At 56.8% G+C, this 26,788-nt stretch carries 22 protein-coding genes; 6 read left to right on the top strand and 16 right to left on the bottom strand.

The window, feature by feature from the left end:
- Nucleotides 1-5: 5 nt before the first annotated feature.
- The gene (locus tag RAL88_RS12315) at nt 6-1,184 is read right to left on the bottom strand and encodes a MalY/PatB family protein (protein WP_306263753.1); all 1,179 of its coding nucleotides are present in this window, start codon (nt 1,182-1,184) and stop codon (nt 6-8) included.
- A 176-nt stretch (nt 1,185-1,360) separates the two neighbouring features.
- Between RAL88_RS12315 and RAL88_RS12310 the strand changes: the two genes are divergently transcribed.
- Nucleotides 1,361-1,603 (top strand): hypothetical protein, encoded by a 243-nt coding sequence (locus tag RAL88_RS12310; protein WP_306263751.1) that lies wholly within the window; start codon nt 1,361-1,363, stop codon nt 1,601-1,603.
- 75 nt (nt 1,604-1,678) lie between these two features.
- Here RAL88_RS12310 and RAL88_RS12305 read toward each other — a convergent pair whose 3' ends face one another.
- Nucleotides 1,679-3,154, bottom strand: coding sequence for a short-chain fatty acyl-CoA regulator family protein (locus RAL88_RS12305; RefSeq protein ID WP_306263749.1), 1,476 nt, complete (start codon nt 3,152-3,154; stop codon nt 1,679-1,681).
- Nucleotides 3,155-3,539: 385 nt separating this feature from the next.
- Here RAL88_RS12305 and aceA point away from each other — a divergent pair, with 385 nt between their 5' ends.
- Together aceA and RAL88_RS12295 are read left to right on the top strand one after the other, a co-directional pair.
- Nucleotides 3,540-4,826, top strand: a complete 1,287-nt coding sequence (gene aceA, locus RAL88_RS12300) for an isocitrate lyase (protein WP_306263747.1) — start codon at nt 3,540-3,542, stop codon at nt 4,824-4,826.
- 54 nt (nt 4,827-4,880) lie between these two features.
- A complete protein-coding gene (locus RAL88_RS12295; RefSeq protein ID WP_306263745.1) occupies nt 4,881-5,081 on the top strand; it encodes a hypothetical protein in 201 nt (66 codons plus the stop codon).
- 66 nt (nt 5,082-5,147) lie between these two features.
- Here the strand turns inward: RAL88_RS12295 and RAL88_RS12290 are convergent, their stop codons facing one another.
- The 8 genes from RAL88_RS12290 to RAL88_RS12255 all read right to left on the bottom strand — a co-directional run bounded on the left by RAL88_RS12290 (nt 5,148) and on the right by RAL88_RS12255 (nt 12,952).
- On the bottom strand, nt 5,148-6,230 hold the full coding sequence (locus RAL88_RS12290) for an AbrB family transcriptional regulator (RefSeq protein WP_306263743.1): 1,083 nt from the start codon (nt 6,228-6,230) through the stop codon (nt 5,148-5,150).
- A 94-nt stretch (nt 6,231-6,324) separates the two neighbouring features.
- Nucleotides 6,325-6,912: a 2-hydroxychromene-2-carboxylate isomerase gene (locus RAL88_RS12285; RefSeq protein WP_306263741.1), complete on the bottom strand. Its 588-nt coding sequence runs from the start codon at nt 6,910-6,912 to the stop codon at nt 6,325-6,327.
- Nucleotides 6,909-7,934, bottom strand: a complete 1,026-nt coding sequence (locus tag RAL88_RS12280) for an ABC transporter ATP-binding protein (RefSeq protein WP_306263739.1) — start codon at nt 7,932-7,934, stop codon at nt 6,909-6,911. Before RAL88_RS12280 ends, RAL88_RS12285 begins: the two co-directional genes overlap by 4 nt.
- Nucleotides 7,931-8,905, bottom strand: a complete 975-nt coding sequence (locus RAL88_RS12275; RefSeq protein WP_306263737.1) for an ABC transporter ATP-binding protein — start codon at nt 8,903-8,905, stop codon at nt 7,931-7,933. Before RAL88_RS12275 ends, RAL88_RS12280 begins: the two co-directional genes overlap by 4 nt.
- Nucleotides 8,902-9,768, bottom strand: coding sequence for an ABC transporter permease (locus RAL88_RS12270; RefSeq protein WP_306263734.1), 867 nt, complete (start codon nt 9,766-9,768; stop codon nt 8,902-8,904). The genes RAL88_RS12275 and RAL88_RS12270 overlap by 4 nt, the downstream gene beginning before the upstream one ends.
- 13 nt (nt 9,769-9,781) lie before the next feature.
- Nucleotides 9,782-10,747, bottom strand: a complete 966-nt coding sequence (locus RAL88_RS12265) for an ABC transporter permease (protein WP_306263732.1) — start codon at nt 10,745-10,747, stop codon at nt 9,782-9,784.
- A gap of 24 nt (nt 10,748-10,771) precedes the next feature.
- The gene (locus tag RAL88_RS12260; protein ID WP_306263730.1) at nt 10,772-12,331 is read right to left on the bottom strand and encodes an ABC transporter substrate-binding protein; all 1,560 of its coding nucleotides are present in this window, start codon (nt 12,329-12,331) and stop codon (nt 10,772-10,774) included.
- Between the two features lie 177 nt (nt 12,332-12,508).
- The gene (locus RAL88_RS12255) at nt 12,509-12,952 is read right to left on the bottom strand and encodes an RbsD/FucU family protein (RefSeq protein ID WP_306263728.1); all 444 of its coding nucleotides are present in this window, start codon (nt 12,950-12,952) and stop codon (nt 12,509-12,511) included.
- Between the two features lie 180 nt (nt 12,953-13,132).
- On the opposite strand from RAL88_RS12255, the gene RAL88_RS12250 reads away from it, so the two are divergent.
- Nucleotides 13,133-13,927, top strand: a complete 795-nt coding sequence (locus RAL88_RS12250) for a DeoR/GlpR family DNA-binding transcription regulator (RefSeq protein ID WP_306263726.1) — start codon at nt 13,133-13,135, stop codon at nt 13,925-13,927.
- Nucleotides 13,928-13,929: 2 nt separating this feature from the next.
- Here the strand turns inward: RAL88_RS12250 and RAL88_RS12245 are convergent, their stop codons facing one another.
- Nucleotides 13,930-14,346, bottom strand: a complete 417-nt coding sequence (locus tag RAL88_RS12245; RefSeq protein WP_306263724.1) for a tellurite resistance TerB family protein — start codon at nt 14,344-14,346, stop codon at nt 13,930-13,932.
- Nucleotides 14,347-14,518: 172 nt separating this feature from the next.
- On the opposite strand from RAL88_RS12245, the gene RAL88_RS12240 reads away from it, so the two are divergent.
- A complete protein-coding gene (locus tag RAL88_RS12240) occupies nt 14,519-16,147 on the top strand; it encodes a lysine--tRNA ligase (RefSeq protein WP_371932094.1) in 1,629 nt (542 codons plus the stop codon).
- Here the strand turns inward: RAL88_RS12240 and RAL88_RS12235 are convergent, their stop codons facing one another.
- From RAL88_RS12235 to RAL88_RS12215, 5 genes are all read right to left on the bottom strand, one after another.
- Entirely contained in the window at nt 16,148-16,873 is a 726-nt protein-coding gene (locus RAL88_RS12235) for a hypothetical protein (RefSeq protein ID WP_306263722.1), read from the bottom strand.
- A gap of 71 nt (nt 16,874-16,944) precedes the next feature.
- Nucleotides 16,945-19,173 carry a 3-hydroxyacyl-CoA dehydrogenase NAD-binding domain-containing protein gene (locus tag RAL88_RS12230; protein ID WP_306263720.1) on the bottom strand — a complete coding sequence of 743 codons (2,229 nt, stop codon included), beginning with the start codon at nt 19,171-19,173 and terminating at the stop codon, nt 16,945-16,947.
- A 3-nt stretch (nt 19,174-19,176) separates the two neighbouring features.
- Nucleotides 19,177-20,385: an acetyl-CoA C-acetyltransferase gene (locus RAL88_RS12225; protein WP_306263718.1), complete on the bottom strand. Its 1,209-nt coding sequence runs from the start codon at nt 20,383-20,385 to the stop codon at nt 19,177-19,179.
- Between the two features lie 11 nt (nt 20,386-20,396).
- Nucleotides 20,397-22,190 (bottom strand): acyl-CoA dehydrogenase C-terminal domain-containing protein, encoded by a 1,794-nt coding sequence (locus RAL88_RS12220; protein ID WP_306263716.1) that lies wholly within the window; start codon nt 22,188-22,190, stop codon nt 20,397-20,399.
- A gap of 125 nt (nt 22,191-22,315) precedes the next feature.
- Complete coding sequence (locus RAL88_RS12215) at nt 22,316-22,687, bottom strand: MerR family DNA-binding transcriptional regulator (RefSeq protein ID WP_306269671.1); 372 nt, start codon at nt 22,685-22,687, stop codon at nt 22,316-22,318.
- 373 nt (nt 22,688-23,060) lie between these two features.
- On the opposite strand from RAL88_RS12215, the gene RAL88_RS12210 reads away from it, so the two are divergent.
- Nucleotides 23,061-26,783, top strand: a complete 3,723-nt coding sequence (locus tag RAL88_RS12210) for a hypothetical protein (protein ID WP_306263713.1) — start codon at nt 23,061-23,063, stop codon at nt 26,781-26,783.
- Nucleotides 26,784-26,788: the final 5 nt, after the last annotated feature.

The following is a 26,788-nucleotide window of genomic DNA, read 5'->3' as shown; positions in this document are numbered from 1 at the left end:
ATGCGCTACTTAGCGAAGGCTGTTTGCAGCCGGCTGATCGCCTCTTCCAGGGTTGCACGCGGGCAGGCGATATTAAAGCGAAGCCAGTTCTCCCCGCCCTTGCCGAAGGAGAGGCCCTTATTGACGGCGATTCGAGCAATTTCCTGAACGCGATCTGTGGCTTCCTCTATCGAATAGCCGGTTTCTGAAAAATCGAGCCAGGCAAGATAAGTGGCCTCCAGTCTCATGGAGCGGATGCCGGGAATGCTCCGCGTCACGGCTTCTTCAAATCGGTCCCGATTGGCCTGAATATAGGGCAAGAGGGCATCGAGCCAGTCAGCGCCATGGGCATAAGCGGCGGTGACCATTTCAATCCCGACACGATTTGGCGAAGCTGATCCGGCGCCACGCAGAGCGTTGCTGAAAGTATCGCGCAGCCTGGCATCGGAGATAATGGCATGGCCGGTCAGAGAAGCAGCGACATTGAAGGTTTTTGTCGCCGCCGTCAGGGTAATGAGCCGGTCGGCGATGGCCGGATAGGCATTTGCCGTGACGCAATGCTTATGGCCTTCAAACACCAGATCCTGATGGATCTCATCTGAGATCAGCAGCAGATCGCGGGACTCGCAAAATTTGCAAATATCAATCAGTTCCTGGCGCGACCAGACGCGGCCGCCGGGATTGTGCGGCGAGCACAGCACCATAATCTTTGTGCGCTCATCGATCTGGCTGTCCAGAAGCTCCAGATCCATCTCATAGCGGCCCTGAACGATTTTCAGCGGGCTTTCGATCAGGTTCCGGCCCGCCGCCCGGATGGTGCTGCCAAAAGCGTGATAGACCGGCGAGAATACGACGACACCGTCACCAGGTTCACTGAAGCTCTGCAGGGCAAACCCCAGCCCGGCAACAACGCCATGGATGTTCACTATCCAGTCCGGATCAATCTCGAATTGATGGCGGTTGCGCATCCAGTCACAGAATGCGCGCTTGAACTCTCCATCTTCGCCAAAATAGCCAAACACGCCATGATTCGCCATCCTGTGCAGGGTTTCAGAGACCGCTGCCGGAGCCTGAAAATCCATGTCTGCGACCCACATCGGCAAAATGTCCGGACCGCTCAGTCCCAGTCTGCTTTGCACGCTGTCCCATTTTTGCGAATGGGTGTTGCGCTGTTCGATAACCCGGTCAAAATCGAATGACATCATTGCTTGGTCCTGTCTGCTGGCGATTGCCGTTCTATGTCACACAAGCTTGCGCCCTGTCACCCACAGTTCGCCCACAAAATAACCTTCACGCGGCCACGCCACGACAAAATTGCGGCCACAGCCGGCTGGCAGTCTGCGCTTGTTCAAACCGAACATTGCAACACTGGAGACTGATCATGGCTCATGCGACACGAGCGAAATCCATCCTTCTTGCCACTTTATTTGCCGGAGTGTCCGCTGCCGCCCTGGCACAGCCTGTTGAATTTACTACAATCGACATCAATGGAGACGGCGTGCTGTCAATGGAGGAAGTGCAGACGCTTCTGCCCAATTTGGCTGACGAAGATCTTTTCGCAGCCGACGTGAATGCAGACGGCGTGCTTGACGAAGCCGAATACCAGATACTTACTGACGGCTGAAAATTCCGCAACATTATCCGGAGCAGTGCCCTGTTAACGGCGCTGCTTCAGACGTCTGACCAAATCCGGATTGGTTCAGTCGGTCTCGTCAACAAAGCCGAACGGCGAAATGCCGCGGCGGTGCTCGTCCACATCCAGCACTTTTGTCAGGGGCGGAGCGGCGCGCTGGCGGCAATCGGCGCGATCACATAATTGGCAGTTTATGCCAATCGGCGTGGCATTGGGCGTATCCAGATTTGCCCCCTTGGCATAGACAAGCCGGTGGGCATAACGCAGCTCACAGCCAAGACCGATTGCGAGTTGCGGCTCGGGTTCAGAAAACGGCGTGATCGCCCGGCGTACGGTCCGCGCCAGGCTGAAATACTGCACCCCGTCCGGCATTTCCACGATCTGGGTCAGAATTTTGCCAGGCGTGTTAAAGGTGGAATGCACATTCCACAGCGGACAGGTGCCGCCAAATTTGGAAAAATGAAATTTCCCCGACGAAAAGCGCTTTGAAATGTTGCCGGCATTGTCGAGTCGGATAAAGAAGAACGGAATGCCGCGTGCGGTCTGGCGCTGCAGGGTGGTGAGCCGATGGGCAACCTGCTCATAGCTGGCACCAAAGCGCTGGCACAGAATATCGATATCATAGCCGAGGGTTTCGGCAGCATCGAGAAAGCGCGTATAGGGCATCATCAATGCGCCGGCGAAATAATTTGCAAAGGCGACCCGCGCCAGCCGTTTTGTCACCGGGTCCTTCAAATCGGCGCGCTGGACCAGATCATCAATGGTTTTGCCGGCCTCGGTAAAGGCGAGTTGATAGGCCACCTGAAAGGCGCGTCCCGCAGGTTCCATCAATTCGGACAGCATCAGGCGTTTGCGGTGGCGGTCAAAACGGCGCAATTCACCACGCATCACGTCTTCCGGCATGACCCGGACATCGATGCTGCGAAGCTCGCGCAGATGCCGGCGCATCGGCGCATAGATCTCGTCATCCTGCTGGCGAAATCCGCCATAGAGATCTTCCGCCATCTGGTCCAGTTCCGGGTAATGATTGTTGGCATCGCGGATCATGTCGCGAATGTCATCCATGGGATTGCGGATACCGGCAGAGCCGAGGCGCGTTGCGGCGTGGGCATGACCATCCTCGCCAACGCCGACAGCTCCGGCGAGACGGTCGCCGGACAGCTTTGCGCCCTTATAGGCCTGGTACAGCCGCAACACCGCATCGGCGACGCTCGGGCTGTGCTCGGTCAGATCACGCAATTCCTGCGGCGGCACCGGGCCACTGCCACCGGCAAACACCGGATCGGCAAAAATTTCACGCAATTCTCCAAGTGCCTGATGCTCGGTATCGGAAGCCAGAGCGCGGATATCGACATCATAGGCCCCTGCCAGCTTGATGAGGAATTGCGCTGTGGCCGGACGCTGACTGCGCTCAATCAAATTGAGATAGCTTGGCGAAATGTCGAGCTCTTCCGCCATTTTCGCCTGGGTCAGGCCAAATTCACGCCGTATGCGCCGCAGGCGCGGACCAATAAACAGTTTTTTCTCGACGACCTCACTCATTAATTTTCTCCATCATGAAGAGTATTCCAGCGAAAACTGTGCGCCGCAACAGTCCGGACCAACACACACTTATTTACAAAATTCACAAATTTACAAAAATTACAAGTCGTTCTTTACAATGCGACATCATTCTGTACCGAGAAAATACGATATTTCTTGTAATTAAATTTCAAAAATGAAATCAATTACGCAAGAAACTGAAATTTATCTGACGTAGAAACGATTTTGAAAAGTTTTTGTCAAGATACGCAAACTTTGATCTGACACAGCGCAATGATCCGATTTCAGTTTCTGCCGCACTGCAAAGACAGCCCCTCTCGCGGCGCAATAGAAACCTGAAGGCCGGCCCTCAAGGGGCGGCAAACCGACTTAAGGAACGCATATAATGGCACACGATACATTCAGCACCCTGGTCCCCGACACAGCTGAGGACCGCTTTCAGTATATCGAACGGCCTTACAGCGCTGAGGATGTGGCAAAGCTGCGTGGATCGGTGAAGATCGAGCATACTCTGGCCGACAGGGGCGCGCGCAAATTGTGGGACCTGCTGAAAACGGAAGATTATGTCAACGCCCTTGGCGCCATGTCCGGCAATCAGGCGATGCAGATGGCACGCGCCGGGCTGAAAGCGATTTACCTGTCAGGCTGGCAGGTTGCAGCCGATGCCAATGTGGCCGGGTCGATGTATCCCGACCAGAGCCTTTACCCGGCCAATTCCGGGCCGGAACTGGCGCGCAAGATCAACCGCACCCTGCAGCGTGCTGACCAGATTGAACACAGTGAAGGCGGCGTTAACCGTGACTGGTTCGTGCCGATTGTCGCCGATGCGGAGGCCGGCTTCGGCGGACCGCTGAACTGTTTTGAAATCATGAAAGCCTATATCGAGGCTGGTGCAGCGGGTGTCCATTTTGAAGACCAGCTTGCCTCTGAAAAGAAATGCGGCCATCTCGGCGGCAAGGTTCTGATCCCGACACAGGCGCATATCCGTAATCTGGATGCAGCTCGGCTGGCGGCCGATACCTGCGGCGTGTCGACGCTGGTGATGGCGCGGACGGACGCCGAGTCGGCCCGTCTGATCACCTCGGACATTGATGAGCGGGACCATGAATTCCTCACCGGAGAACGCACACCGGAAGGCTTCTTCCGCCTGAAGGAGGGCACCGGGGTCGATCACTGCATCAAGCGCGGCCTGGCATTTGCCAGACATGCGGATCTGTTGTGGTGGGAAACCTCAAAGCCTAATCTGGATGATGCGCGGCGTTTTGCGGAAGCGATTCAAAAGCAATTCCCGGGCAAGATGATGGCCTATAATTGCTCGCCATCATTCAACTGGGAAGCCAATCTGGATAAGGAAACCATCGCCATTTATCAGCGCGAGCTGGGGGCCATGGGCTACAAGTTCCAGTTTGTCACGCTGGCCGGTTTCCATCAGCTCAACCACGGCATGTTTGAACTGGCGCGCGGCTACAAGGAGCGCGGCATGGCGGCCTATTCCGAACTTCAGCAGGCGGAATTTGCCTCCGAGGCTGATGGCTACACAGCCACCCGGCATCAGCGCGAAGTCGGCACCGGTTATTTCGATGCGGTGAGTGTGGCGATTGCCGGTGGCCAGTCATCGACAACAGCGATGGGCGAATCCACCGAAACCGCCCAGTTCACCAAAGCGGCCTAGAGATTAAACCTGTCAAATTTAACTGGCAAAATCAGACCTGAAAGGATCAGAACCATGCAAAACGGACGTTTTTGGATTGTCGGCGGCGAATTTACCTCAACCGAGTTCAACCAGGTAATCGAGGGAACACAACAGGTTGTCGGACCGATGGAATGCCGAAAGAAGGCAGAGCAGATGTGGCGCAACATGTCCGAACAGGACCGTTCCCAATGCAATATCCGCTACTCCATCGTCAGCGAACCAGCCTTCGGCTGAAGCTGTGACAGATGACGCAACAAACCCTCGCGGTGGCTGAGCCACCGCGAGGGTTTTGGGTTTTCCCTACAGGTCGTCCGCAGAACCGGCCCTGCGCCGCGCCAAGCCCAGCATGATGGGTGCCAGAAAGGTAAGGATAAACAGGCGCATAACATGATGGGCCGCGACAAAAGCGGGATCCGCGTTCAGCGAAATCGCCATGGCCGCCATGGTTTCAACGCCGCCGGGGGCAAAAGCCACCAGCAAATGACTGAGCGGCGTATCAATGAACAGCGAGACACTCCAGGCAGCCAGCGCCGAAATGACGAAAGCCGCCAGCGTGACTGTGATTCCGGCCAGAAAGGCGCGCTTCAGAAGCGCCCGTGTGACCCCGTAAAACCTTGTGCCGATCAAAGCCCCCATGGTGATAAAGGCGGGTATGGCGACATACGGCGAGACCGTTCCGTCAATGGTGCCGGTGATGTGGCTCCCGGTCGACCATACCAGCCCGGCAATCAGATAGGCGGCAGGCAGGCGCAGCCGGTTCATCAGATAGCCGCCGGCAAAGGACAGGACAATACTGAGGCCAAACATCGGCAGCGTCATAATATCCATCGCCACCAGTGAGGCGTTGGTTTCAATGCCGATCAGGACCACTGCGAATGGCACCAGAATGGTCAGCGCCAGAACCCGTATGCTCTGGATAACGCTGATCGTTGCCAGGTCTCCATTGGTGTCCGCTGACAAGCCAAGCACGTAGCTGAGATGTCCCGGAACAACGGACAGAAGTGCCGTCATCGGATCAAACCGCCAGCGGTTCTGCAATATCCAGCGGCCTGCCAGCACAATGGCGAACAGTGACAGCCCGAGAATGACGAAACTCAACGGCCATTGCCGGGCGGATTCCACTACATCCGGCGTAACGCCGGCACCCATGCTGAGACCGATAATCACGAAACAGACATTTCTCAGGACCATCGGCACGCTGACCGCAACCCCGGCCAGGCCCATACTTGCCACGGCAAGCGAGGACCCGACCAGAAACGGTGCCGGGACGCCTAGTAGATAAGCAACACCAGAACCCGAACCGGCTATGATCAGAGTGGTCGCAACTGTCTTGAATGTCAGCAGCCATGACAGCGCCGACGCGGAGGAGGAATCAGGGGGCATGCCGCTTATTTCTCATGCAGATTGTGGAAATGCAAGCTGGAGTTTGCAGCCAATGGGGACCATGGCCTATGCGCCGCACAGGACACACCGCAGACTACTCAGATAAACGCCTGTCGAGAAACTCCAGTCGGTCCTGACCCCAGAAACGCTCGCCATTCAGTACATAAGTGGGCGTGCCGAAAACGCCGGCAGCGCTGGCTTCCGCATGGCTTTTTTCCCAAAGAGCCATGATGTCCGGTGTATCCTGCATCTCAGCCAGGCGTGCCCCGTCCATGCCCTCGACCATGGCCACTTCAACACGCGTCTGGGTGTCGAGGATATCCCGTTCCTCAGACCACAATGCGCGCAGCAGGGCGTGGCTGAGCCTTAAAGCGTCCCATCCCAAAATATCGGCAGCGATGACCATACGGGCGGAATATTCCGGATTGGCTGGATAATGCGCCGGTCGCAGCACAAGCGGCATATCCAGATATTTGCGCCAGCGGTCCAATTCCAGCTCATGATATTCCTGCCGCGCTGAGGGGCGCGTGCGCAAGGGAATTCCACCATTTTCTTCCAGAATGGTTGTCGGGCGCAGCAGCACTTTCAGATCATGTTTGCGCACGATATCATGAAAGCGCGGGCCGCTAAGATAGGCCCAAGGTGATGACAGGGAATGAAAATAGACAATTTCTCTACTCATGGAAAAAACAGCTCCTTTGCTGCCAGGTATTTGGTTGTGTGCATGGCATCTGCCTGTGCCGGGTCGTGAAGATGACAGGCGACCTTCCGCCCGGTTACCGGTTCTATGATTTTCGGCGTTACCTTGCGGCACAAATCCGTGGCAAACGGGCAGCGCGGATGGAAATGGCAACCGGAGGGCGGATCTGAGGCAGAGGGAATTTCCCCGCTCAGCCGTGCCAGCTCCGTGCGTACCGAGGGATCGGGGATCGGCGAAGCTGCACGCAAAATGCGGGTATAGGGGTGCAGTGGTGTATCAAAAACCGGACCCACAGGACCACTTTCCACGATGCGGCCCAGATACATTACTGCCAGTCGCTTGCAGAACACCCGCACCACGCCAAGATCATGAGATATAAACAGAAACGACAGGCCGCGGCGCAGCATGATGTCGCCAAGAAGCTTCAGGATTTGCGCCTGAATAGACACATCCAGCGCGCTGACGGCTTCATCGGCAATGATGAGATCCGGATCCAGCGTCAAGGAACGAGCGATGGCAATGCGCTGGCGCTGGCCGCCGGAAAACTCATGCGGGTAACGGTTTGCTGCTTCGACCGGCAGCCCTACCTCCTGTAGAAGATTCGCTACAATACGATCCGCTTCGCTACCTGAAGCCCGACCATGGACACGAATCGGCTCGGCCAGCGCGGCCCCCACCCGTTGCTTTGGATTGAGGGAGGAATAGGGGTCCTGAAATATCATCTGCATGTGCGGGCGCAGCGCCCGCAAGTCTACCGGTTGCAACTGCAACAGATCCTGACCATGCAGCTTAACGCGCCCGGCATCCGGTTGGATCAGATGCAGCACGGCCCGGCCAACCGTGGATTTGCCACAGCCGGATTCGCCGACAAGGCCAAAAGCCTCCCCGGCCTCAATATGGAATGACACGCCATCCACTGCCCGTACGGTTACCGGCTTGCCACCGAACGCACCGACACGGGTATGGAAATACTTCTTCAACCCTTCCACCTCAAGAACACTCATGGCGCTGTCCCGGCGCGCACGTGACATGCTGCAAAGTGGCCCGGTGTCATCTCAACCAGCATGGGATCAACAGTCTCACAGCGATCAATTTTCAAAGGGCAGCGCGGCGCGAACCGGCAGCCTTTCGGCATCTTGTCAATCGAGGGAACGGTACCCGGTATGGAATAAATATCCTTGGCATCGCGGTCCGGGCGCGGGATGGAGCGCAACAGGCCTTCCGTATAGGGATGAATTGGACCGGCAAATATTTTGGCAACCGGACCGGTCTCGACAATCGCGCCCGCATACATCACCGCCACACGGTCAGCTACGGCGGCGACAACACCCATGGAATGGGTGATCAGCAGCAGGCCCATCCCCTTGTCGTGGCGCAAATCTTCCAGAAGGCCCAGAACCTGCGCCTGAATTGTCACATCCAGAGCTGTCGTCGGTTCGTCGGCAAACAGCACTGCCGGCTCGCAGGCCAGCGCCATTGCAATCATCACCCGCTGCCGCATTCCGCCGGAAAACTGATGCGGATATTCCCGGGCGCGGCTCCTGGCGGAAGGAATGCCAACCTGTTCCAGCAGACGCACTGCTTCATCCATTGCAGCCTCACGGCTCAGGCCCCGGTGCTGCATCAAAGGTTCTGCCACCTGATAGCCTATGCGCAGAACCGGGTTGAGAGCGGTCATCGGCTCCTGAAAGATCATCGCCATCTGATTGCCACGCAGCTTTTGCATCGTCTGCGCATCGGTCCCGACCGGCACACCATCAAGCAGCACGTCGCCTTCAATCCGGCTTCCCGCTTCCGGCAAGAGCCGCATGACAGACATCACGGTCACCGATTTGCCGCAGCCGCTCTCGCCGACGATGGCAAGGGTTTCATTGCGTGCCAGCTCGAAAGACACGCTGCGGACCGCTGGATGCCATTCTCCGCCAATATAAAAACTGGTAGTCAGGTTGCGAACCTGCAGAACCGGGACAGTCATCCCATATCCCTCACCTGTTTCAGCCGCGGATCGAGCGCATCGCGCAGGCCATCGCCGATGAGGTTCAGGGACAGGACGGCCAGCAAAATGCACAGGCCTGGGAAAATGGACATCCACGGGGCCTGAAAGATATGCTCAAAACCTTCGCGGATCATGCCGCCCCAGGTGGGCGTGGGTGGCCTTACACCCAGCCCCAGAAACGCGAAGCCGGCCTCTATCATGATCGCGTTTGCGGTCCACAATGATGCCATGACAAGAATTTCAGTGAGGATGTTCGGGATGATGTGGAACAGGATGATCCGCGCGTGAGAAAATCCCATGGCGCGGCATGCTTCGATATAGGCCCGTTCTTTCACCGCAAGGGTCGGAGCGCGGGCAATGCGCGCAAATTTCGGAATAAGCGTAACCGTAATGGCAATGATGACATTGGTCAAAGACGGACCAAGCAGCGCCACGATAACAATACCGGTGATCAGTGTTGGAAATGACAGCAACACATCCATGCTGCGCATCACCACTGCATCAATCCGCTTTCCGAAATAGCCGGCCAGTACCCCCAGAAGTCCGCCGATACTCATGCCCAGCAAAACGGAGACGACACCGACGGCCAGCGAGATGCGCGCACCATAAACCGCACGGGAAAACTGATCGCGTCCGAAAGCATCGGTGCCAAACAGATACTCAGCAGAGGGCGGACGCATGCGATTTATCACACTTTGATCAATCGGTCCGTAGGGCGCGATGACCGGCGCCAAGATTGCAATCAGGCAAAGGGCCGTGAACAGCACCGTGCCGACCCAGGACAATTTGTTGCGATTAAACGTCTGGACCAGTCCCCCGGTGATGGAACCTGTTACACTCATGGCTGTGTTCCACTCATGATTGGCCGATGCGCGGATCAATGACCGAATAGGTCAGATCCGTCAAAAGGTTGACGATGATGACGATCGCCGCATAGGCCACCAGCAGTCCCTGTACCATCGGGTAATCGCGATTATCCAGCGAACCGATGATCAGTGAACCAAGACCGGGACGGGTGAAGACTGTCTCGATCAGCACTGAATTGCCGATAATAAGTGCAAAATAAAGCCCGATGACCGTTACGACGGGGATCAGCGCGTTGCGCAAGGCATGTCGGTACAGCACGGTTTTCTCCGGCAGGCCCTTGGCACGTGCTGTGCGAATGTAATCATCCCCCAGCACATCCAGAAGCGATGAGCGGCTGGCACGTGTGATCATGGCGATCAAACCCAGAGATCCGGCCACTGCGGGTAATACCAGCCCATGCAGGGCAGTGCCGAAGCCGCCGGTTGTTGAGCTGATCACCGGGAACCAGGGAAGCCAGACGGCAAATATCAAAATCAGCATGATACCGGCATAAAAAACCGGGAATGAAAACCCGAGAAGCGAAAGCACTCGCGTGATATAATCGATCAGCCGGTTGCGGTGCAGCGCCGAGATGATGCCCAGCGGTATGCCGATCACTGTTCCAATCACGATGGAAGCCAGAGTTAGCGCCAGCGTATAGGGCAGCACGCGCAGCAATTCTGACAACACGCCGCGCCCGTACACCAGTGACGTGCCCAGATCACCCCGCAGCAGGCCACCGAGGAAATCAAGATACTGACGCCACACTGGCAGGTTCAGTCCAAGCTTTTCACGCAGGCCCGCAATAGCAGCATCGGTAGCGGAATCGCCAAGAATCGCTAGCGCCGGATCTCCGGGCAATGTGCGGATTGCAAAGAAAATGACTGTCAGCACCGCGAGCAGAGTAGGAATGGCCGACAACAGCCGCCTCAAGATATAGAGCGGGGCGCGATAACGCCCCGCCCAATCATGCATCGCGCCCATTTATCGCGCTCAGGTCTATTGTGCAAAGTGAGTGGCTTCGGTGATAGGAGGTCCAAGGTTCAGGGTTCCGGTCAACTCATAGCCCAGTTCAAGCGACTTGCGTTTGCCCCAGACCTGCATCAGTTCAAAGATCGGAACCACGCATAAGTCCTCCATGATCTTCTGCTGAGCCTTTTCCCAGGAAGCAAGTTGCATGGCAGCATCCGACGCAATCCGGGCGGCGGCAATCTCTTCATCCGCAACATCGCAATGCGAGAAGTTGGTCTGGCCAGTCGGCGTGCCAACAATCGATGACGATGCAAAGAAGGGTGTCAGGAAGGCGTCGGATTCGGGGAACGGTGCCGCGCCATAAATCACCAGCGGGCTTTCATCCTTTCGGATCAGAGCATGCCAGGCCCGGTGATCGACAAAATCCACTTCCAGATTGATGCCAACCCGACGCAACTGCTCCATGATCAGTTCGAAAGGAACTTTAAGAGATGCGATCTGAGTTGTCGGGACCTTGATGGAAACGCCATCGGGATATCCGGCCTCCGCCAGCAAGGCTTTGGACTTTTCCTGGTCGAATTCATATCGCGGCAGATCGGACGCCTGCCCCAGGAAGCCGCTTGGTACAGGAGCAAATAATTGCTTTGTGATGTCCTGACCGATCAGCACCTGGAATTCATCACGGTTGATGGCGTGGGCTATGGCCTGGCGCACGCGGATGTCATCCAGCGGCGGAACGCTTTTGTTCAAATGCAGCATGCGTGACTGGCTGGGGCTGAAAATCAGGACATCCAGATCATCGCCGTACTGATTTTTAACACGCTCAACCCAGTCCTGCTCGCGGCGGCCATAAAACAGATCAATTTCGCCTGCTGCAAAGGCAAGCTCACGGGCATTGTCCGAGGGAATGTAGCGATAATTGATCTGCTCCAGCTTCGGCGCACCGCGGAAATAGCCGGTGTGAGCACTCAGCACCGTCTGGACTTTTGGTGTATAGGTTTCGAATTGGAACGGGCCTGTACCTACCATTGCGGCTTTGACATCATCTCCCAGTTCCTCAGCGGCTTTTTGAGATATGATGTAGCCGCCTGCCGGGTTGGCAAGCATCCCTTCAAATGTTGGCACACGCTCCTTCAGCGTGATCGTGACCGTCGTGTCGTCAACAGCCTCGACGCTTTCAATTGCAGCAAGCGCGGACGCAAAACCCGATGTTTCCGGATTGCGCGCACGATCGAGCGAATAAACCACATCGGCTGAGTTCATCTGACCATAGCCATGGTGGAATGGCACGTCATCGCGCAGCTTGATGGTCCAGACAAGTCCATCATCACTGCCGTCAATGGAGCTTGCCAGATCCAGTTCAATCTTGGTCGGATCCATGGAACCGGGGGGAAAGCGTGTCAGACCATTGAACACATAACCAAACAAAGCACGGTCCTGGCCGCCGCCGGACAAATGCGGGTCAAGCTGGTTCGCGTCAGCTCCGAATGCGCCGACATTTACAACACTTTGCGCCATGGCGCCGGTAGCCAGAACAAAGCCAAGCGCCACCGCACTCAGCCCGCGTTTCAGGAAATAGTTGGTCATGTTCGATGCCTCCGGATCAGATTGCGAAAATCATATGAATGATTTCAGGCTACACCGGAATTTTATCAGAGTCTCACCACTATATCGGGAAAATATGGAAATTTTCCATCAAACGACCCACAGAACCGGCAACAAGACTTCACTTCGTCAGGATGATGGGCCGTTGACCCCAATTGCCTAAAAAACCACGCCTTTGCGCAGAATATAGCAACCGAAAGGGCGGTCTTCAGAGGTTTGAACCACGGCAAAAGCCTTGGCGGCGCGGGCGTAAAAATCCTGCCGCTCAATGCTTTCCAGTGCCGCGTCGCCTGGCATCGCGGCCCTGATTACAGCATTGGTCGCCTCATGAACCGGGTTTATCTGCCGCGGCGCGTTGTCGACCTGCATCTGCAGAGCGCAAAAATCGGTAAATGCGTCGAGCGGCATCAATTCGGTGATCAGTTCAACCACTTGCGGCATATTGAGGCCAGTCATCGAGACCACACGGCCGGACACTGTTGTTGCGGCGGTGGAATAGGCCGGAAAGTTTGCATCTGCCAGCACCAGTTCATCGCCATGACCCATTTCCATGAGGCACAGCATCAGCTCCGGCGTGACCAGCGGATTAATCCCCAAAAGCATGTTCGGCTCCGTTTCGTCTCTGTTGCATCAGCCTAATTACAGACCTTATTGCGAAGATTGCAATGCCGCGTCGCAGTTGCGTTTTATGAATGGCGCGATTGTAATGCCGGCCATGGCTTTCAGCTTTGCGGTTCGTTACATTGACGCCAGATCGGGCGAGACCAGAGGGAAAGGACAAAGATGCCGGTACTTCATCCGCGGCAAAGCGAAATTGTCGAACGCGCACGCCGGGAAGGACGTGTCGAGGTTGACGATCTGGCAACAGCTTTCAATGTCAGTCCTCAAACCATACGCAAGGATCTGAATGATCTGTGCGCCCGTAAACTGCTGCAGCGCATTCATGGCGGCGCAGTGTTCCCGTCAACCGTCAGCAACATCGCCTATCTGTCGCGGCGCAACATGGCATCCGGTGCCAAACAGGCGATTGCCCGCAAGGCCGCAGCCCTCATCAATGACGATGCCTCGATCATCCTGAATATCGGTACAACAACGGAGCAGGTCGCCGAAGAACTGAAGCGCCACAATGGCCTGCTGGTGATTACCAATAATCTCAATGTGGCCAATATTCTGGCCGATGCGCAAGGCATCAATCTGATGGTGGCTGGCGGCATGGTGCGCAAATCCGATGGCGGTATTGTCGGCTCATCGGCGATGGACATGTTCCGTCAGTTCAAGGTTGATTTCGCTGTCATTGGCGTTTCCGCCATAGATGAAGATGGCAGCCTGCTGGATTTTGACCACCGCGAAGTCCAGGTCACCAAAACCATTCTCGCCCAGGCGCGGACGAAAATACTCGTGGCCGATGCCATGAAATTCAACCGCCGGGCACCGGCGCTGGTCAGCAATCTGGCAGAGCTGGACATTTTTATCACCGACCAGAAGCCGCCTCAGGCGATTGTGGATATATGCCGTGCCAACAAAGTCGCGCTGCACGTCACCGGTCAGGACGCTTCAGATGTCGGCGACAACCCGTAACCTTATTTTGCGGTTCTGAACCGCGCAATGGCACTGCGCTCGATTGCTGCCACAGTGAGGCGGTCAAGGCCAAGGCGGTTGCGCAGCATCTGCAGCAGGCGCAGCTCCTCACGCTCCAGCTGCCCGTCGGCGGCGGCAACTTCAACGGCCAAAGCATAGGCGGTGTCGTAAAGCCGCTGCGGCAGACTGTCGGCTATAATGGTCAGTACATCCTGTAGACTGTGCTCACCCTGGAGCTTTTCTGCACAGGACGAGGCCGTCAGCAACAAGGCTTCAGGGTCGTATTTATGAAAAATCGGCAACCCCTGGACCAGATCATGAATGGTCTTCAGTTCCTTATCCGTCATATTGCTGTCGGCCGCCGACACAGTGACCATGGCGTAAATCAGGGCTTCCTGGATTGCGATTTGCTCTGACATAAAAGCTTCTTTCCTGTTGCGGCGCCACGGGAAGGCCCTGCGGAAGCCATAATTCTTAATTCTGTTGATTGACCGCTTAGCAGATCAGGATACATATGGGCGCGCAAATGGCACACAACAAATGACATATTCAGTTTTGCGCCATGATACCAGACACCAGAAGAGATTTCCCATGACTTCGCCGACGCTTGAGCCGATGCCAATGGACGAAACGCTTGTTGCGGCGGCGCAGACTTGCAAAGCCTGGCCCTTTGAGGAAGCGCGAAAAATCGTCAAACGTCTGGACGGCAAAACGCCTGACAAGCCGATTCTGTTTGAAACCGGCTACGGTCCATCCGGCCTGCCGCATATCGGAACGTTCGGCGAAGTCGCGCGCACCAGCATGGTGCAAAACGCGTTCCGGCTTCTCACCGAGGACAGGATAAAGACCCGGCTGCTATGCTTCTCCGACGATATGGACGGTTTGCGCAAGATTCCCGACAATGTGCCCAACAAGGACATGCTGGCAGGCTATCTCGGCCAGCCCCTGAGCCAGGTGCCCGACCCGTTCGGCAGTGAACACGGCTCGTTCGGCGCGGCCAATAATGCAAGGCTGCGGTCGTTTCTCGACGGGTTCGGTTTTAATTATGAATTCGCCAGTTCGAGCGATTACTACAAACGCGGCGTATTTGATGAAACACTGCTGAAAATGCTGGCAGTCTATGATGACATCATGAACATCATTCTGCCGACCCTGGGGCCGGACCGGCGCGCCACCTATTCCCCTTTTCTGCCGATCTCGCCGCGCAGCGGCGTCGTGCTGCAGGTGCCGATGGAAGCCCGCGATACGGAAGCGGGAACGATTTCCTACCGCGATCCGGACACCAAAGAGCTGGTTGAAACGCTGGTTACCGGCGGTGCGGTCAAATGCCAGTGGAAGGCTGATTGGGCGATGCGCTGGGCGGCCCTTGATGTCAGCTATGAAATGGCCGGCAAGGACCTGATTGATTCGGTGCAGCTGTCCGGCAAAATCTGTCGCGCGCTGGGCAAGCGGCCGCCAGAAGGTTTCAACTATGAACTGTTCCTGGATGAACAGGGGCAGAAAATCTCCAAATCAAAAGGCAACGGCCTGACGATTGAAGACTGGCTGGCCTACGCTCCGCCGGAAAGCCTGTCGCAATTCATGTTCATCAAACCGAAAACCGCGAAACGTCTGCACTTCGACATTATTCCCAAGACGGTCGATGAATATTTCGCCCATCTGGCGGCGTTTGAAAAGCTTGATGCAGACAAGCAATTGTCCAATCCGATCTGGCACATACACAATGGACGCGCGCCCGATACGCAAATGCCGGTGTCATTTGCGATGCTGCTGAATCTGGTCAGCGCATCCAATGCCTCCGACAAAACCGTATTGTGGGGATTCATCTCGCGCTACGCGCCGGGCAGCACTGCGCAGACCCACCCGAAACTCGATCAGATGGTGGATTATGCGATCCGCTATTTTGAGGATTTCGTCAGGCCGGGCAAAACCTTCCGCGCTGCGAGCGAGCAGGAGCGCGCGGCACTGACCGATCTGAAAAAGCGGTTTGATGCACTGCCGCGTGATGCGGATGGTGAGATCATCCAGAGCGAGGTCTATGCAGTAGGCAAGGAGCATGGTTTTGAACCGCTGCGCAGCTGGTTTCAGACGCTCTATCAGGTGCTGCTGGGTCAGGATCAGGGACCGCGTTTCGGCTCCTTCGCCGCGCTGTACGGGCTTGATGAAACAGCCCGGCTGATTGACGAAGCGCTGTCCGGTTCACTGATCAAGGCCGAGTGATTATTCCTGGCTTTCGATCCGGCCGGGATTTCCGGGCGACTTGATCGGGCCGAGAATATCCGCCACCGGCAGATCCGGCGGTGGCGGCAGGTCTGCGCTGCTGCCCTGCCGGGTCAGGGCCTGATAATCTTTCCAGCCGCGCGGCGGCGGCTGATACATACCAGCGGATTGTGCATAGGCTTCATCTGCGAGGTTTTGCACCCGCTCCGGCGCTTCGTCTGCGGCATAGGCCCAGCCTTTCGAGACAACAATATCCCTCAGATCCGCTCCGCGCAGCGCGCAGGAAATCTGCAGGGGCTGATCCTGTGGCTGCCAGGCAAAGGCACAATTCAGCGCACTGAGGCGGATGTGGCGTTGCAGGGCTCTGACGACAAATGCACCGCAAGGCCAGTTGGCGCTTTGTGCAGTGCAGGTGACATCGCGCGAAATGCCGACGACGCCGGGAAGCTCGACCCGCCAGATACGTCCAAGATAGCGGCCCTCGAATGTGGCCGTATCCACTACTTTGATGCGATAGAGATTACGCTCCCGGATATCCGGCGGCGGCGGCGCCACGCCAGGGATGCGTTTCAGCGGCGCAGTAATTTTTGGCCCCGGCGTTACCCCTTGCGGCGTCACGTCGCGGCTGACACCGGGCATCAGGGATTGCTGCGCCCCAAGCGGTGCCGGCGCGAGGCCGCACAACAGGATGACAGCAATTGCGCCTTTCGCTCTGAGCCGTTTCAATGACTTATCCGGGTCCGTGTGTCTGATGATGAATGAACTATGCCGATTGCAGCCGGTTCGTCCAGATCATTTCAGGCTTTCATGCCTGGCTGTTCGGCAAACCGCCCGTAAAAGGTTTCATTGCCGGCTGCCAGATCACGTAGCAGAGTGTTGGGTGCAAATCTTGGTCCGTGTTTTTTGGCCAGCTGATCACACAGATCGACAAAGACGGCAGTGCCCATAGTGTCGATGTAAGACAGGGTTCCACCGGTGAAGGGTGCAAAGCCAAAGCCCAGAATCGAGCCGACATCGGCTTCACGAACATCGGTCACGACGCCCTCTTCGAAACAGCGGGCGGCTTCCAGAGCCTGGATCACCAGTATCCGGTTGCGGATGTCCTGACGGTCAATCTGATCGATCTGATCGGGATTGCTGATTTGTGGAACAAGTTGGGCGAGGCCCTGCCAGAGCCGCTTGTTGCGTCCATCATAATCGTAAAATCCCTTGCCGTTCTTGCGGCCAAGACGCTGCTGCTCCACGACCATCGCCTGGAGGAGTTTTTCCTGGGCGGGATGAATCGCATCCTCGCCAAGATCCGCTTTGGTGGCCTGAACGATTTTCCACGCAAGATCGACGGCGATTTCATCATTGAGGGCCAGCGGGCCAACCGGCATGCCGGCCTGAAGCGCGAGATTTTCAATCATCGCAGCGGGGATGCCCTCGGTCAGCAGCAGATGAGCCTCCAGCAGATAGGCCATGACCGAACGGTTGGCATAAAAGCCGCGCGCATCATTGACGACAATCGGGGTTTTGCCGATGGCACGGACAAAATCCATAGCGTTGGCCAGCGCCTGATCGCCGGTTTTCTGGCCCATGATGATTTCCACCAGCATCATTTTATCAACCGGGGAAAAGAAATGGATGCCGATGAAGTTTTCCGCATCGCTGTGGTGGCTGGCCAGAGATGTGATCGGCAGCGTGGAGGTGTTGGACGCCAGGGTGACATGGTCCGGCAGTGCAGCGCCGATAGCGGCAATTACTCCGGCCTTGACCTTGCGGTCTTCAAACACCGCCTCGATAACCAGATCGCAGGCGGCAAGAGCGGCATAGTCGGTGGTCGGCATGATGCGCGCCAACAGAGCCTCCCTGTCGGCTTCACTGGCGTAGCCCCGTTTGACGGCTTTCTGCATCAGCGCATCGGAATGGGATTTACCCGTGTCTGCTGCCTCAGCTGTGCGGTCGAGCAGCACCACATCAAGCCCGGCTTTGGCGCTGACAAAGGCAATTCCCGCGCCCATGAAACCGGCCCCGATCACGCCGACGGTTTTCAGCTTCAGGCTTTCCGCACCATGCGGCCGCCGCGCGCCCTTGTTCAGCGCTTGCATCGACACAAACAGCGTGCGCAACATGTTGCTGGCCTCTGCGGTTTGCAGGACGGCCGCGAAATAGCGGCTTTCCACCGCAAGCGCCTGGTCCATTGGCAGTTGAAGTCCCTCATAAACTGATTTCATGATGGCTCGCGCGCCGGGATAATTATCGTGGGTTTCCTTGCGATACAATGCATTGGCGGCGGGCCAGAGCTGAAATCCCGCCGCAGAATAAATCTGCGCCGCGCCGGTTAATTTATATCCTTTCCGGTCCCATGGCTTTTGCGCGGACAACCCGTCGGCGAGCATTTTCTTGGCGGCCGGAACAAGATCCGCCTCTTTTGCCACCAACACATCTACGAGACCCATGGCTTTGGCTTTTGCGGCATCCAGATTCTTGCCCTGAAGCAGCATCTGAAGGCCGGATTGCGGATCGGTCATGCGCATCACCCGCTGAGTGCCGCCGGCGCCGGGGAAAATTCCGATGCGGACTTCAGGAAGCCCCATTGCGGCTTTGCCATCATCAACCATGATGCGGCCATGAGCGGCCAGCGCCAATTCGGTGCCGCCGCCAAGACAGGTGCCGTTGATGGCCACGACAAAGGGTTTGCCGCAGGTTTCCAGACGCCGGTAAATCCGCGACAGCCGGGATGAACTCTCCAGCAGCCTGGCAGCGGCCTCATCCGCGGACAGTCCTGCATTCTTTTCCATGCCCTGTTTCAGGGCATGAATCATGGTGATATCCGCCCCGCCGGTGAAAGATCCGGGTTTTACTGATACAATCACGGCACCCCTGATTGCGTCATCCTGTGACACCTGATCAATCATGGCGTCCAGTTCGTCCATCACCGTCACGGTGATGACATTCATCGAGCGGTCCTGCATATCCCAGCGGAACAGCGCCCAGCCATCCTTGTCGATCTCAAAACTGAAGGCGGTATAAGAAACTGCCATGGTCTACACCCGCTCTATGATTGTTGCCGTGCCCATGCCGGCACCAATGCACAAGGTGACAAGTGCGGTGGAAAGATCCCGCCGTTCCAGCTCGTCCAGAACGGTGCCGAGAATCATCGCCCCTGTCGCGCCCAGCGGGTGCCCCATGGCGATGGCGCCGCCATTGACGTTGACGATCTGCGGATCAAGATCAAAGGCCTGCTGATAGCGCAGTACAACAGAGGCAAAAGCCTCGTTGATTTCGACCAGATCAATGTCGTCAAATGTCAGACCGGTTCTGGCAAAAAGTTTTTGTGTGACATCCACCGGTCCAGTCAGCATCAGGGCCGGTTCGGAGCCGATATTGGCAAATGCCCGGATACGCGCTCTGGGGCGCAATTGCGCCTGCTCACCGGCCTGCCGCGAGCCGATCAGGACCGCAGCTGCACCATCGACGATGCCTGATGAATTACCGGCATGATGAACATGATTGATGCGTTCGATCTCTGGATGGGCTTCAATGGCGACCGCATCAAATCCGCCCATTTCCCCCATCAGCGCAAATGAGGGCAGCAGCGCGGCCAGGGTTTGCATGTCGGTGTCGGGACGCAAATGCTCATCGCGGTCAATCAGTGTCGCACCATGGGGCGCTTTCACCGGGATAACCGAATTGGCGAAACGGCCTTCCTGCCAGGCAGCGGCGGCGCGCTTCTGGCTTTCCACGGCATAGGCGTCAACCTCATCGCGGGAAAAGCCGTATTTCGTCGCAATCAGATCGGCCGAGACACCCTGCGGCATGAAATAGGATGGCACTGCCACACCGGGATCGACCGGCCATGCACCGCCGGAGGCACCGATGCCGATCCGGCTCATGGATTCAACGCCGCCAGCAATTGCCAACTCGTTCTGGCCGCTGGCAATCTGGGAGAAGGCAATATTCACCGCATCAAGCCCTGAAGCGCAGAAGCGGTTGATTTGCATTCCGGGAACAGACTGGTGGAAGCCGGCGGCAAAAACCGCCGCCCGTGCAATGTCGCCACCGGCTTCGCCGATCGGATCGACACAACCCAGAATGACGTCATCGATCTGCCCGGTATCGAGCGCGTTGCGCTGACGCAGCGCGCGCAAGGTGGTTGCCGCCAGTTCAACTGCGGTCACCGTGTGAAGACCGCCATCCGCCTTGCCCCGGCCACGGGGGGTGCGAACCGCATCATAGATGAAAGCGTCAGTCATTCCATCTTCCTTCAAAAAGCCTCAGCCGGCAGCGCCATCATGGTGTCCGCACCACTGGAAATGCGGGCCAGATGCGCGGCCGTTTCCGGCATGCAGCGCTCCATGAAATACCGGCCGGTGACAAGTTTGGCATTATGGAAATCCGGGTCCTGGCTATCACCGGCAATCTTGTCCAGCGAGACCTTTGCCATCAGCGCCCACATGTAACCCATAGACACCAGGCCGAGCAGATGCATGAAATCGGTCGATCCGGCACCGGCGTTTTCCGGTTTCTTGATGGCATTCTGCATCAGCCACATGGTGGCGGCTTGCAGATCGTCCAGCGCCGCCTCAAGCGGGCCGGTATATGGCTTCATATCCTCCACACCGGACATTTCAGCGAGAAATTTCTTCACTTCCCTGAGGAAGGTCTGCATCGCCCGGCCGCCATCCTTCGGCAGTTTCCGGCCCACCAGATCAAGTGCCTGAATGCCGTTCGTGCCTTCATAAATCATGGCAATGCGGGCATCACGGACATATTGCTCGATGCCCATTTCGGCAATATAGCCGTGACCGCCATAAATCTGCTGCGCCTGCACGGCATTGGCAAATCCGGCATCGGTAAACACGCCCTTGATCACCGGTGTCATCAGGCCCAGATAATCATCGGCGGCCTGGCGGATGGTGCTGTCATCGGATTTGTGCAACTCGTCGGCTTTCAGGGCGGTCCACACCAGCAAGGCGCGCGCACCCTCGTTGAACGCCTTCATATTCATCAGCATGCGTCTGACATCGGGATGCACAATCAGCGGGTCAGGCTTCGCGTCCGCCTGCTTCGGCTTGCCCATGGCCTGGCCTTGCAGCCGTTCCCTGGCATAGGTAACAGCATTCTGATAGGCGATTTCGGATATGCCCAGTCCCTGGATACCGACCGACAAGCGTGCTTCATTCATCATCACGAACATGGCTGGCAGGCCGCGATGTTCCTCTCCGACCAACCAACCTGTAGCCGCGTCATAATTCATGGTGCAGGTGGCATTGCCGTGAATGCCCATCTTTTCCTCCAGTGAGCCGCAGCTTACTGAATTGCGTTCGCCCAGGCTGCCATCCTTGCGGGGAATGAATTTCGGCACGACGAACAGGGATATACCCTTTGTGCCCGGCGGCGCGCCTTCAATACGGGCGAGCACCAGATGGACAATGTTTTCGCTGAAATCATGTTCGCCGGAGGATATGAAAATCTTCTGCCCGGTGATCCTGTAAGAGCCATCCGCCTGCGGCTGCGCACTGGTTTTCAGAAGGCCGAGATCCGTACCGCAATGTGGCTCGGTCAGATTCATCGTTCCGGTCCATGTGCCAGCGGCCAGCGGTGGCAGATAGGTCCGGCACAGATCGTCAGAGGCATTCGCTTTCAGCGCGGCATAGGCACCCTGCGACAGGATCGAATACAGGCCCCAGGCGAAATTGGCGGAATAGATATATTCCTGGACAACACTACTGAGGGTGACAGGCAGTCCCTGACCGCCATAATCCGGATCGCTGCTCAGGCCGGGCCATCCGCCCTGTACAAAAATATCATAGGCCTGCTTGAATCCCTGCGGCGTGGTGACACTGCCATCCTCATGACGCCGGCAACCTTCGATGTCGCCAATGCGGTTCAGCGGCTGCAGGGTCTGTTCGCAAAACCGCGCCGCTTCGCCGAGGATGGCTTCAAGCGTGTCTGGCGAGGCGTCGGAAAATCCCGGCAGATTGTCGTATCGCTCCATGTGAAACACATCATTGAGCAGAAACAGAGTGTCCTTGATCGGCGCATGATAGGCTGGCATCTGTGACTCTCTCTTTTCAGAAGATGTCTACCCATGCATATATTACGTCAACGTCACCTTTAAAAGATGGTTCGGCTCAGCGGATGTTCACTTTTGCATCATCAGGTCGCCGGCCGGGCCCCGCTTCATCCGCTGGCGGTCTCTTTTTCACGCAGCATTCCAGCCACTACATCGACAGTGCGCTCCAGTTCCTCGATCGCCTGCTCGATGTCGTTACGCTGGTCTTTCAACACATCGACCTGTTCCTGAAAGCGTTTCAGCGCGACACGCAACTGCACAATCTGACCGTCCTTTAAATCGTAAAGGTCCAGCATTTCGCGGATTTCCGTTAACGAGAACCCGACTTTCTTGCCCATCAGAACAAGCTTCAATCTGGCCCGGTCGCGCCGACTGTAAATTCGTGTTGTGCCGTCGCGGCGAGGACTGACCAGACCGCGATCTTCGTAAAAACGCAAAGTCCGAAGCGTGACCCGAAACTCGCGCGCCAACTGGCCGATGGAAAACGAATTTTCGGTTGTATCCTCATCATGGCTGGCGCGCTGCGCTCTTGATGAGACGGTTTCAGCCGCTTTGGTTACAGAATCGCTTTCAGCCAAATTCGGGCTCCAACTTTTTTGCTCCGGCGAGGATGCAGATCACGCGGCGAGGAAAGCCGATTACCGGAAGCCATCAACCGTGTCCAGCCGGGCCGGGTTATTTCACGGCAAAAGCCTCGCCAATCGGGCAAGCCGCTGACACTTTTCATGGCTCATTGCAGGTAAAATTAACCACATGTTTACCATAAGCGTTGACGTTTGAGTAAATAAACCTCCCGTGACTCGCGCCGCCTGCGCGGGTATCACAGGATCCGGCAAGAAAGCATCAACGCAAGTGACCGTTCTCAAGCGCAAATCCAGCCCGCAAACCGGTGACTCTGACACCATCAATGATGATCAATCCGGTGACGTCTTTGGCCAGGTTATAGACGCCGCCAAGCGAAACGGCATGTCACTGGAAACCTGGTTGCAGGTAGCCGTACGTCAGGACGAAAATCGCGACCATCTGTCGCCGGATGAAAAAACCCTGAAAAAATTGTTGCAGACACAGCGGCACAGCCGTCTGGAGGCTGAACGGGCGGCATTCGTCGCAGAAGAAGCACTTCAGGACGAATTGGAAGAACCCGACACAGATGCCGACAGCGAAGCTCTGATCAGCGCAATCGACGATCTCAGTACACAGTTGAATTTTCTCAAAACACCAGAAGAACCGAACACGGAAGACAATCCGCAACTACCGGCTGCCGAAGGCGCGGCAGAAGACGATGAAGTTTACAGAATGCAGGGTGGTGGCAGTACGATTGAAGATCTGCGCGCACGTATCCTTGCCTTGAAACAGCGCATTGTTTCCCCCGTCGAGCCGCTTGAAGATGCGGAAACAGAATTAGAAAGTAACAATGCGGCTCCGGAAATCATATTCGATCTGGATCTGGATGCCAGCCCCGGCCGGACTACACGTCCGGACAGCGTGACTGAATACGACGCAGGCGATGAATCCTTTGACCAGTCCCATGACCAATCCTTATGGGACACGAGCTTTGCCCAACAGCCTGCAACTGGCGGCAGCCCTACCCCGGATGCAATCCTCGAAGAGGCTGAAACTGCGCCAGAAGATGGAGAGAAGGAAGAGGCCCTCTCCAGCGAAGTGATGGAGTCGCATTTCAAACTGCTTGGCGACAAAATAAATTCGCTTCTGGAAAAATCGGATTCAGAGGCGAAGACCCATAATGATGACATCCGCGAGAAGCTGGAGCACAATCTGTCTCTGCTTGAGTCGAAAATCTCGCAACTGCCAACCCGAGATGACGTGGCGATTTTGCGACCCATGGCCAAAATGCAGGTCAAGCTGCAGGAAGACCAGGGCCGGCTCGACCAGAACTTACAGAAGCTTGCTGATGAGCATGTGCGCTTGCATAATTCGGTGACCCAGTCTGACGCAGGCCGGCAATTGCCGGCCTTGCAAAGCCAGATCGACAATCTGGAAGCCTCTGTGAAATCGATCAAGCCGGCGTTGTCGAGAGATGTTGCAGGCCTGCTGGATCTGACCGTGCAGAAGCTTGAAAAATCCATCCGGCAGCAGCCTGATGCCGTGACCAATTCGGCACTGCAGACGCAAATTGCAAAGCTGGAAAAGACTTTGCAGAATCTGCCTTCGGAAATTGCCCAGCAGCAGCCCAATCCGCAAAGCCTGATCAGCTTCCTGCCGCCCCGGGAGACGCTTGAATCGATTGAACATACGGTTGGCCGGCTTGAAGCTATTCTGATGGAACAGCAGACCAGCCTTAATGCACTGAAGGCCGGCGATCAGACACACTTGTTCAAGGATCGCTTTGACAGTCTGCTGGCGCGGCTGGACGACACAATGAAGCGGTTCGATTCAGCTTCTCTTGAGGCAGACCGCCGCGCCGGGGAAAGCACCGAACAGCAAACCTTTCAGAACCAGAACTTTGTCGAGCAGCTCAGTCTCCAGATTGAAAGCCTGGAACGGCGCATAGAAGAGATCCCTGCGCTTGGCGCGGCAAAGATTGACGAGACCGATGCCACGCATCAGCAGATGCAGGATGATCTGGCGCGGATCGAAACACAAATGTCGACCGTCATGGCGCAACTGGAAAAACAGCTTGCCAGACCCGACCCGAAAATTCCCGCTGCACCGACCGCCACTGAAGTTTCCAAGGCGGTTTCCGATGCTGTCGTGACACCCTTGCACGAGGCTCTCAACCGGGTCGAACGCGGCATTGATGCCCGAAGCCAGCAGACGCTTGACGATCTGTCAGCACTGCTCAAGGCGAATGCTGAAAAATCGAAATCGCCAGAAGGGCTGGACAAACGGCTCAGCTCTGTACCGGATACGCTGAGCTTGCTGCTGAACAAAATCTATGACCTGGAAAGCGGCGTCGACCGGCTTCAGGCCAAACGCAGCAAACAGGCGGTTGCACACTCTGTCGCCGCGAAAGATACGCAAACCCGTTCCCGTATCCGAAAAGCCGAAATCGTGCCGGATCGCACTGATCGCACAGGTCGCACTGATCAATCAGGCGATACCCCGCCGCAACCGTCAAAACCTGCCCTGGAGACTACCCGTGAAACTGCCCGGCCCAGCGAATCCGTTGAGGCGGTAGAGCCGGTTCAACAGGCGGCGGCTTCCGGCACTGCCCGCGGCTCACGCAGCGCCAAATCCGAACAGACGGCCGAACCCGGCGTCGGCATGAACTATATTGCTGCCGCCCGGCGTGCCACCCACAAGCGCGCCGAGCGCCCCGCCATTCCCGCAGAAGCAGCATCAACTGAGGATCCGTCCGTTGACAGCATCAAGCGGCGCGCCGAACATTTCCTGGCGCAGCAAAAGCAGGAGCTGCAGACTGAGAGCGACCCGTCGCGGCGCAAGAAAATTCTCGGCGTCTGTCTGGGATTGTCCCTGATCATCGCTGCGGTCGCGCTGACACTGCAAAGCTACCGGTCACAATCCGGACCTGAAGAGGTTTTGACAACAGGCAGTATTTCGGGGCCGGCAAAGGCCGCTCGGGCAAGCCTGGCAGCGGCTAGCAAGGTCATTGATGATCCTTCTGATACGGCGGCCCGGCCGGTGCGCCAGAAAATTCCCGATCGGCTGCCGGGCGGAACCGACCGGTTCAGCGCGCTCGGTGAAAATATCTTTGGCGCGTTGACCAAGCCGACCAATATTGCCTTGCCGGTTGCCAAACCTGACAGCGCCAAAACCGCAACAGACACACCGCTGCTGCATACCTTTGTTGCACCCGCCCCTGCTTCCACTATCGGACCGTTGCCGCTGCGTTACAAAGCGGCAATCGGAGATGCTGTGGCGCAGTTCGAAGTGGGCAGCCGGTATGCTGATGGGTTCGGCACTCCTGCCGATATGCAAAAGGCAGTGCAGTGGTATCGCCGCGCCGCCGACCAGGGACTGGCACCGGCACTGTACAGGCTCGGCAGTTTGCTGGAGCATGGCCGCGGCATTACCAAGGACAAGGCTGCGGCGGCTGAGCTTTATGAACAGGCTGGCGACAAAGGAAACACCAAGGCGATGTATAATCTGGGTGTTCTGCATGCCCAGGGCGCGTTGGGTGAACCGGACTTCGCTGCAGCTGCAGAATGGTTCACCAGGGCAGCCGAAGCCGGCGTCAGAGACAGCCAGTTCAATCTGGCCATTCTCCATGCCCGCGGAATGGGTGTCGCGACCGATCTTGAAGAGGCCTATTTCTGGTTTGCCGTTGCCGCCAAGGATGGCGATCCCGATGCTATTGCCAAGCGTGATGCGCTGGGTCCGGACCTGTTGTCCGATATACGCGCGCAGCTTGATCGCAAGGTTGCCGGCTGGGTTCCAGAGCTGCCGCCGGAAAATGCCAATAATGTCGCCATCCCGGATGAAGGGTGGATTGCAGTCGAACTTCCCGCGAGTGCGGAAGCCGTGCTTGCAAAACACGCCGAAACCGCGAGTGACGGGGAAACAGCATCCGTTGGCGGCCTTCCGACATTTTTTGAACAGTCCGGCGTGCTTGACGGCAAACCTTTAACAAATATAGACGAATCTCGAATTTAAAATTT

The sequence above is a fragment of the Pararhizobium sp. IMCC3301 genome, from assembly GCF_030758315.1.
In the GTDB taxonomy this organism is placed as follows: Bacteria; Pseudomonadota; Alphaproteobacteria; order Rhizobiales.
This window is presented reverse-complemented; position numbering and strand designations above follow the sequence as displayed.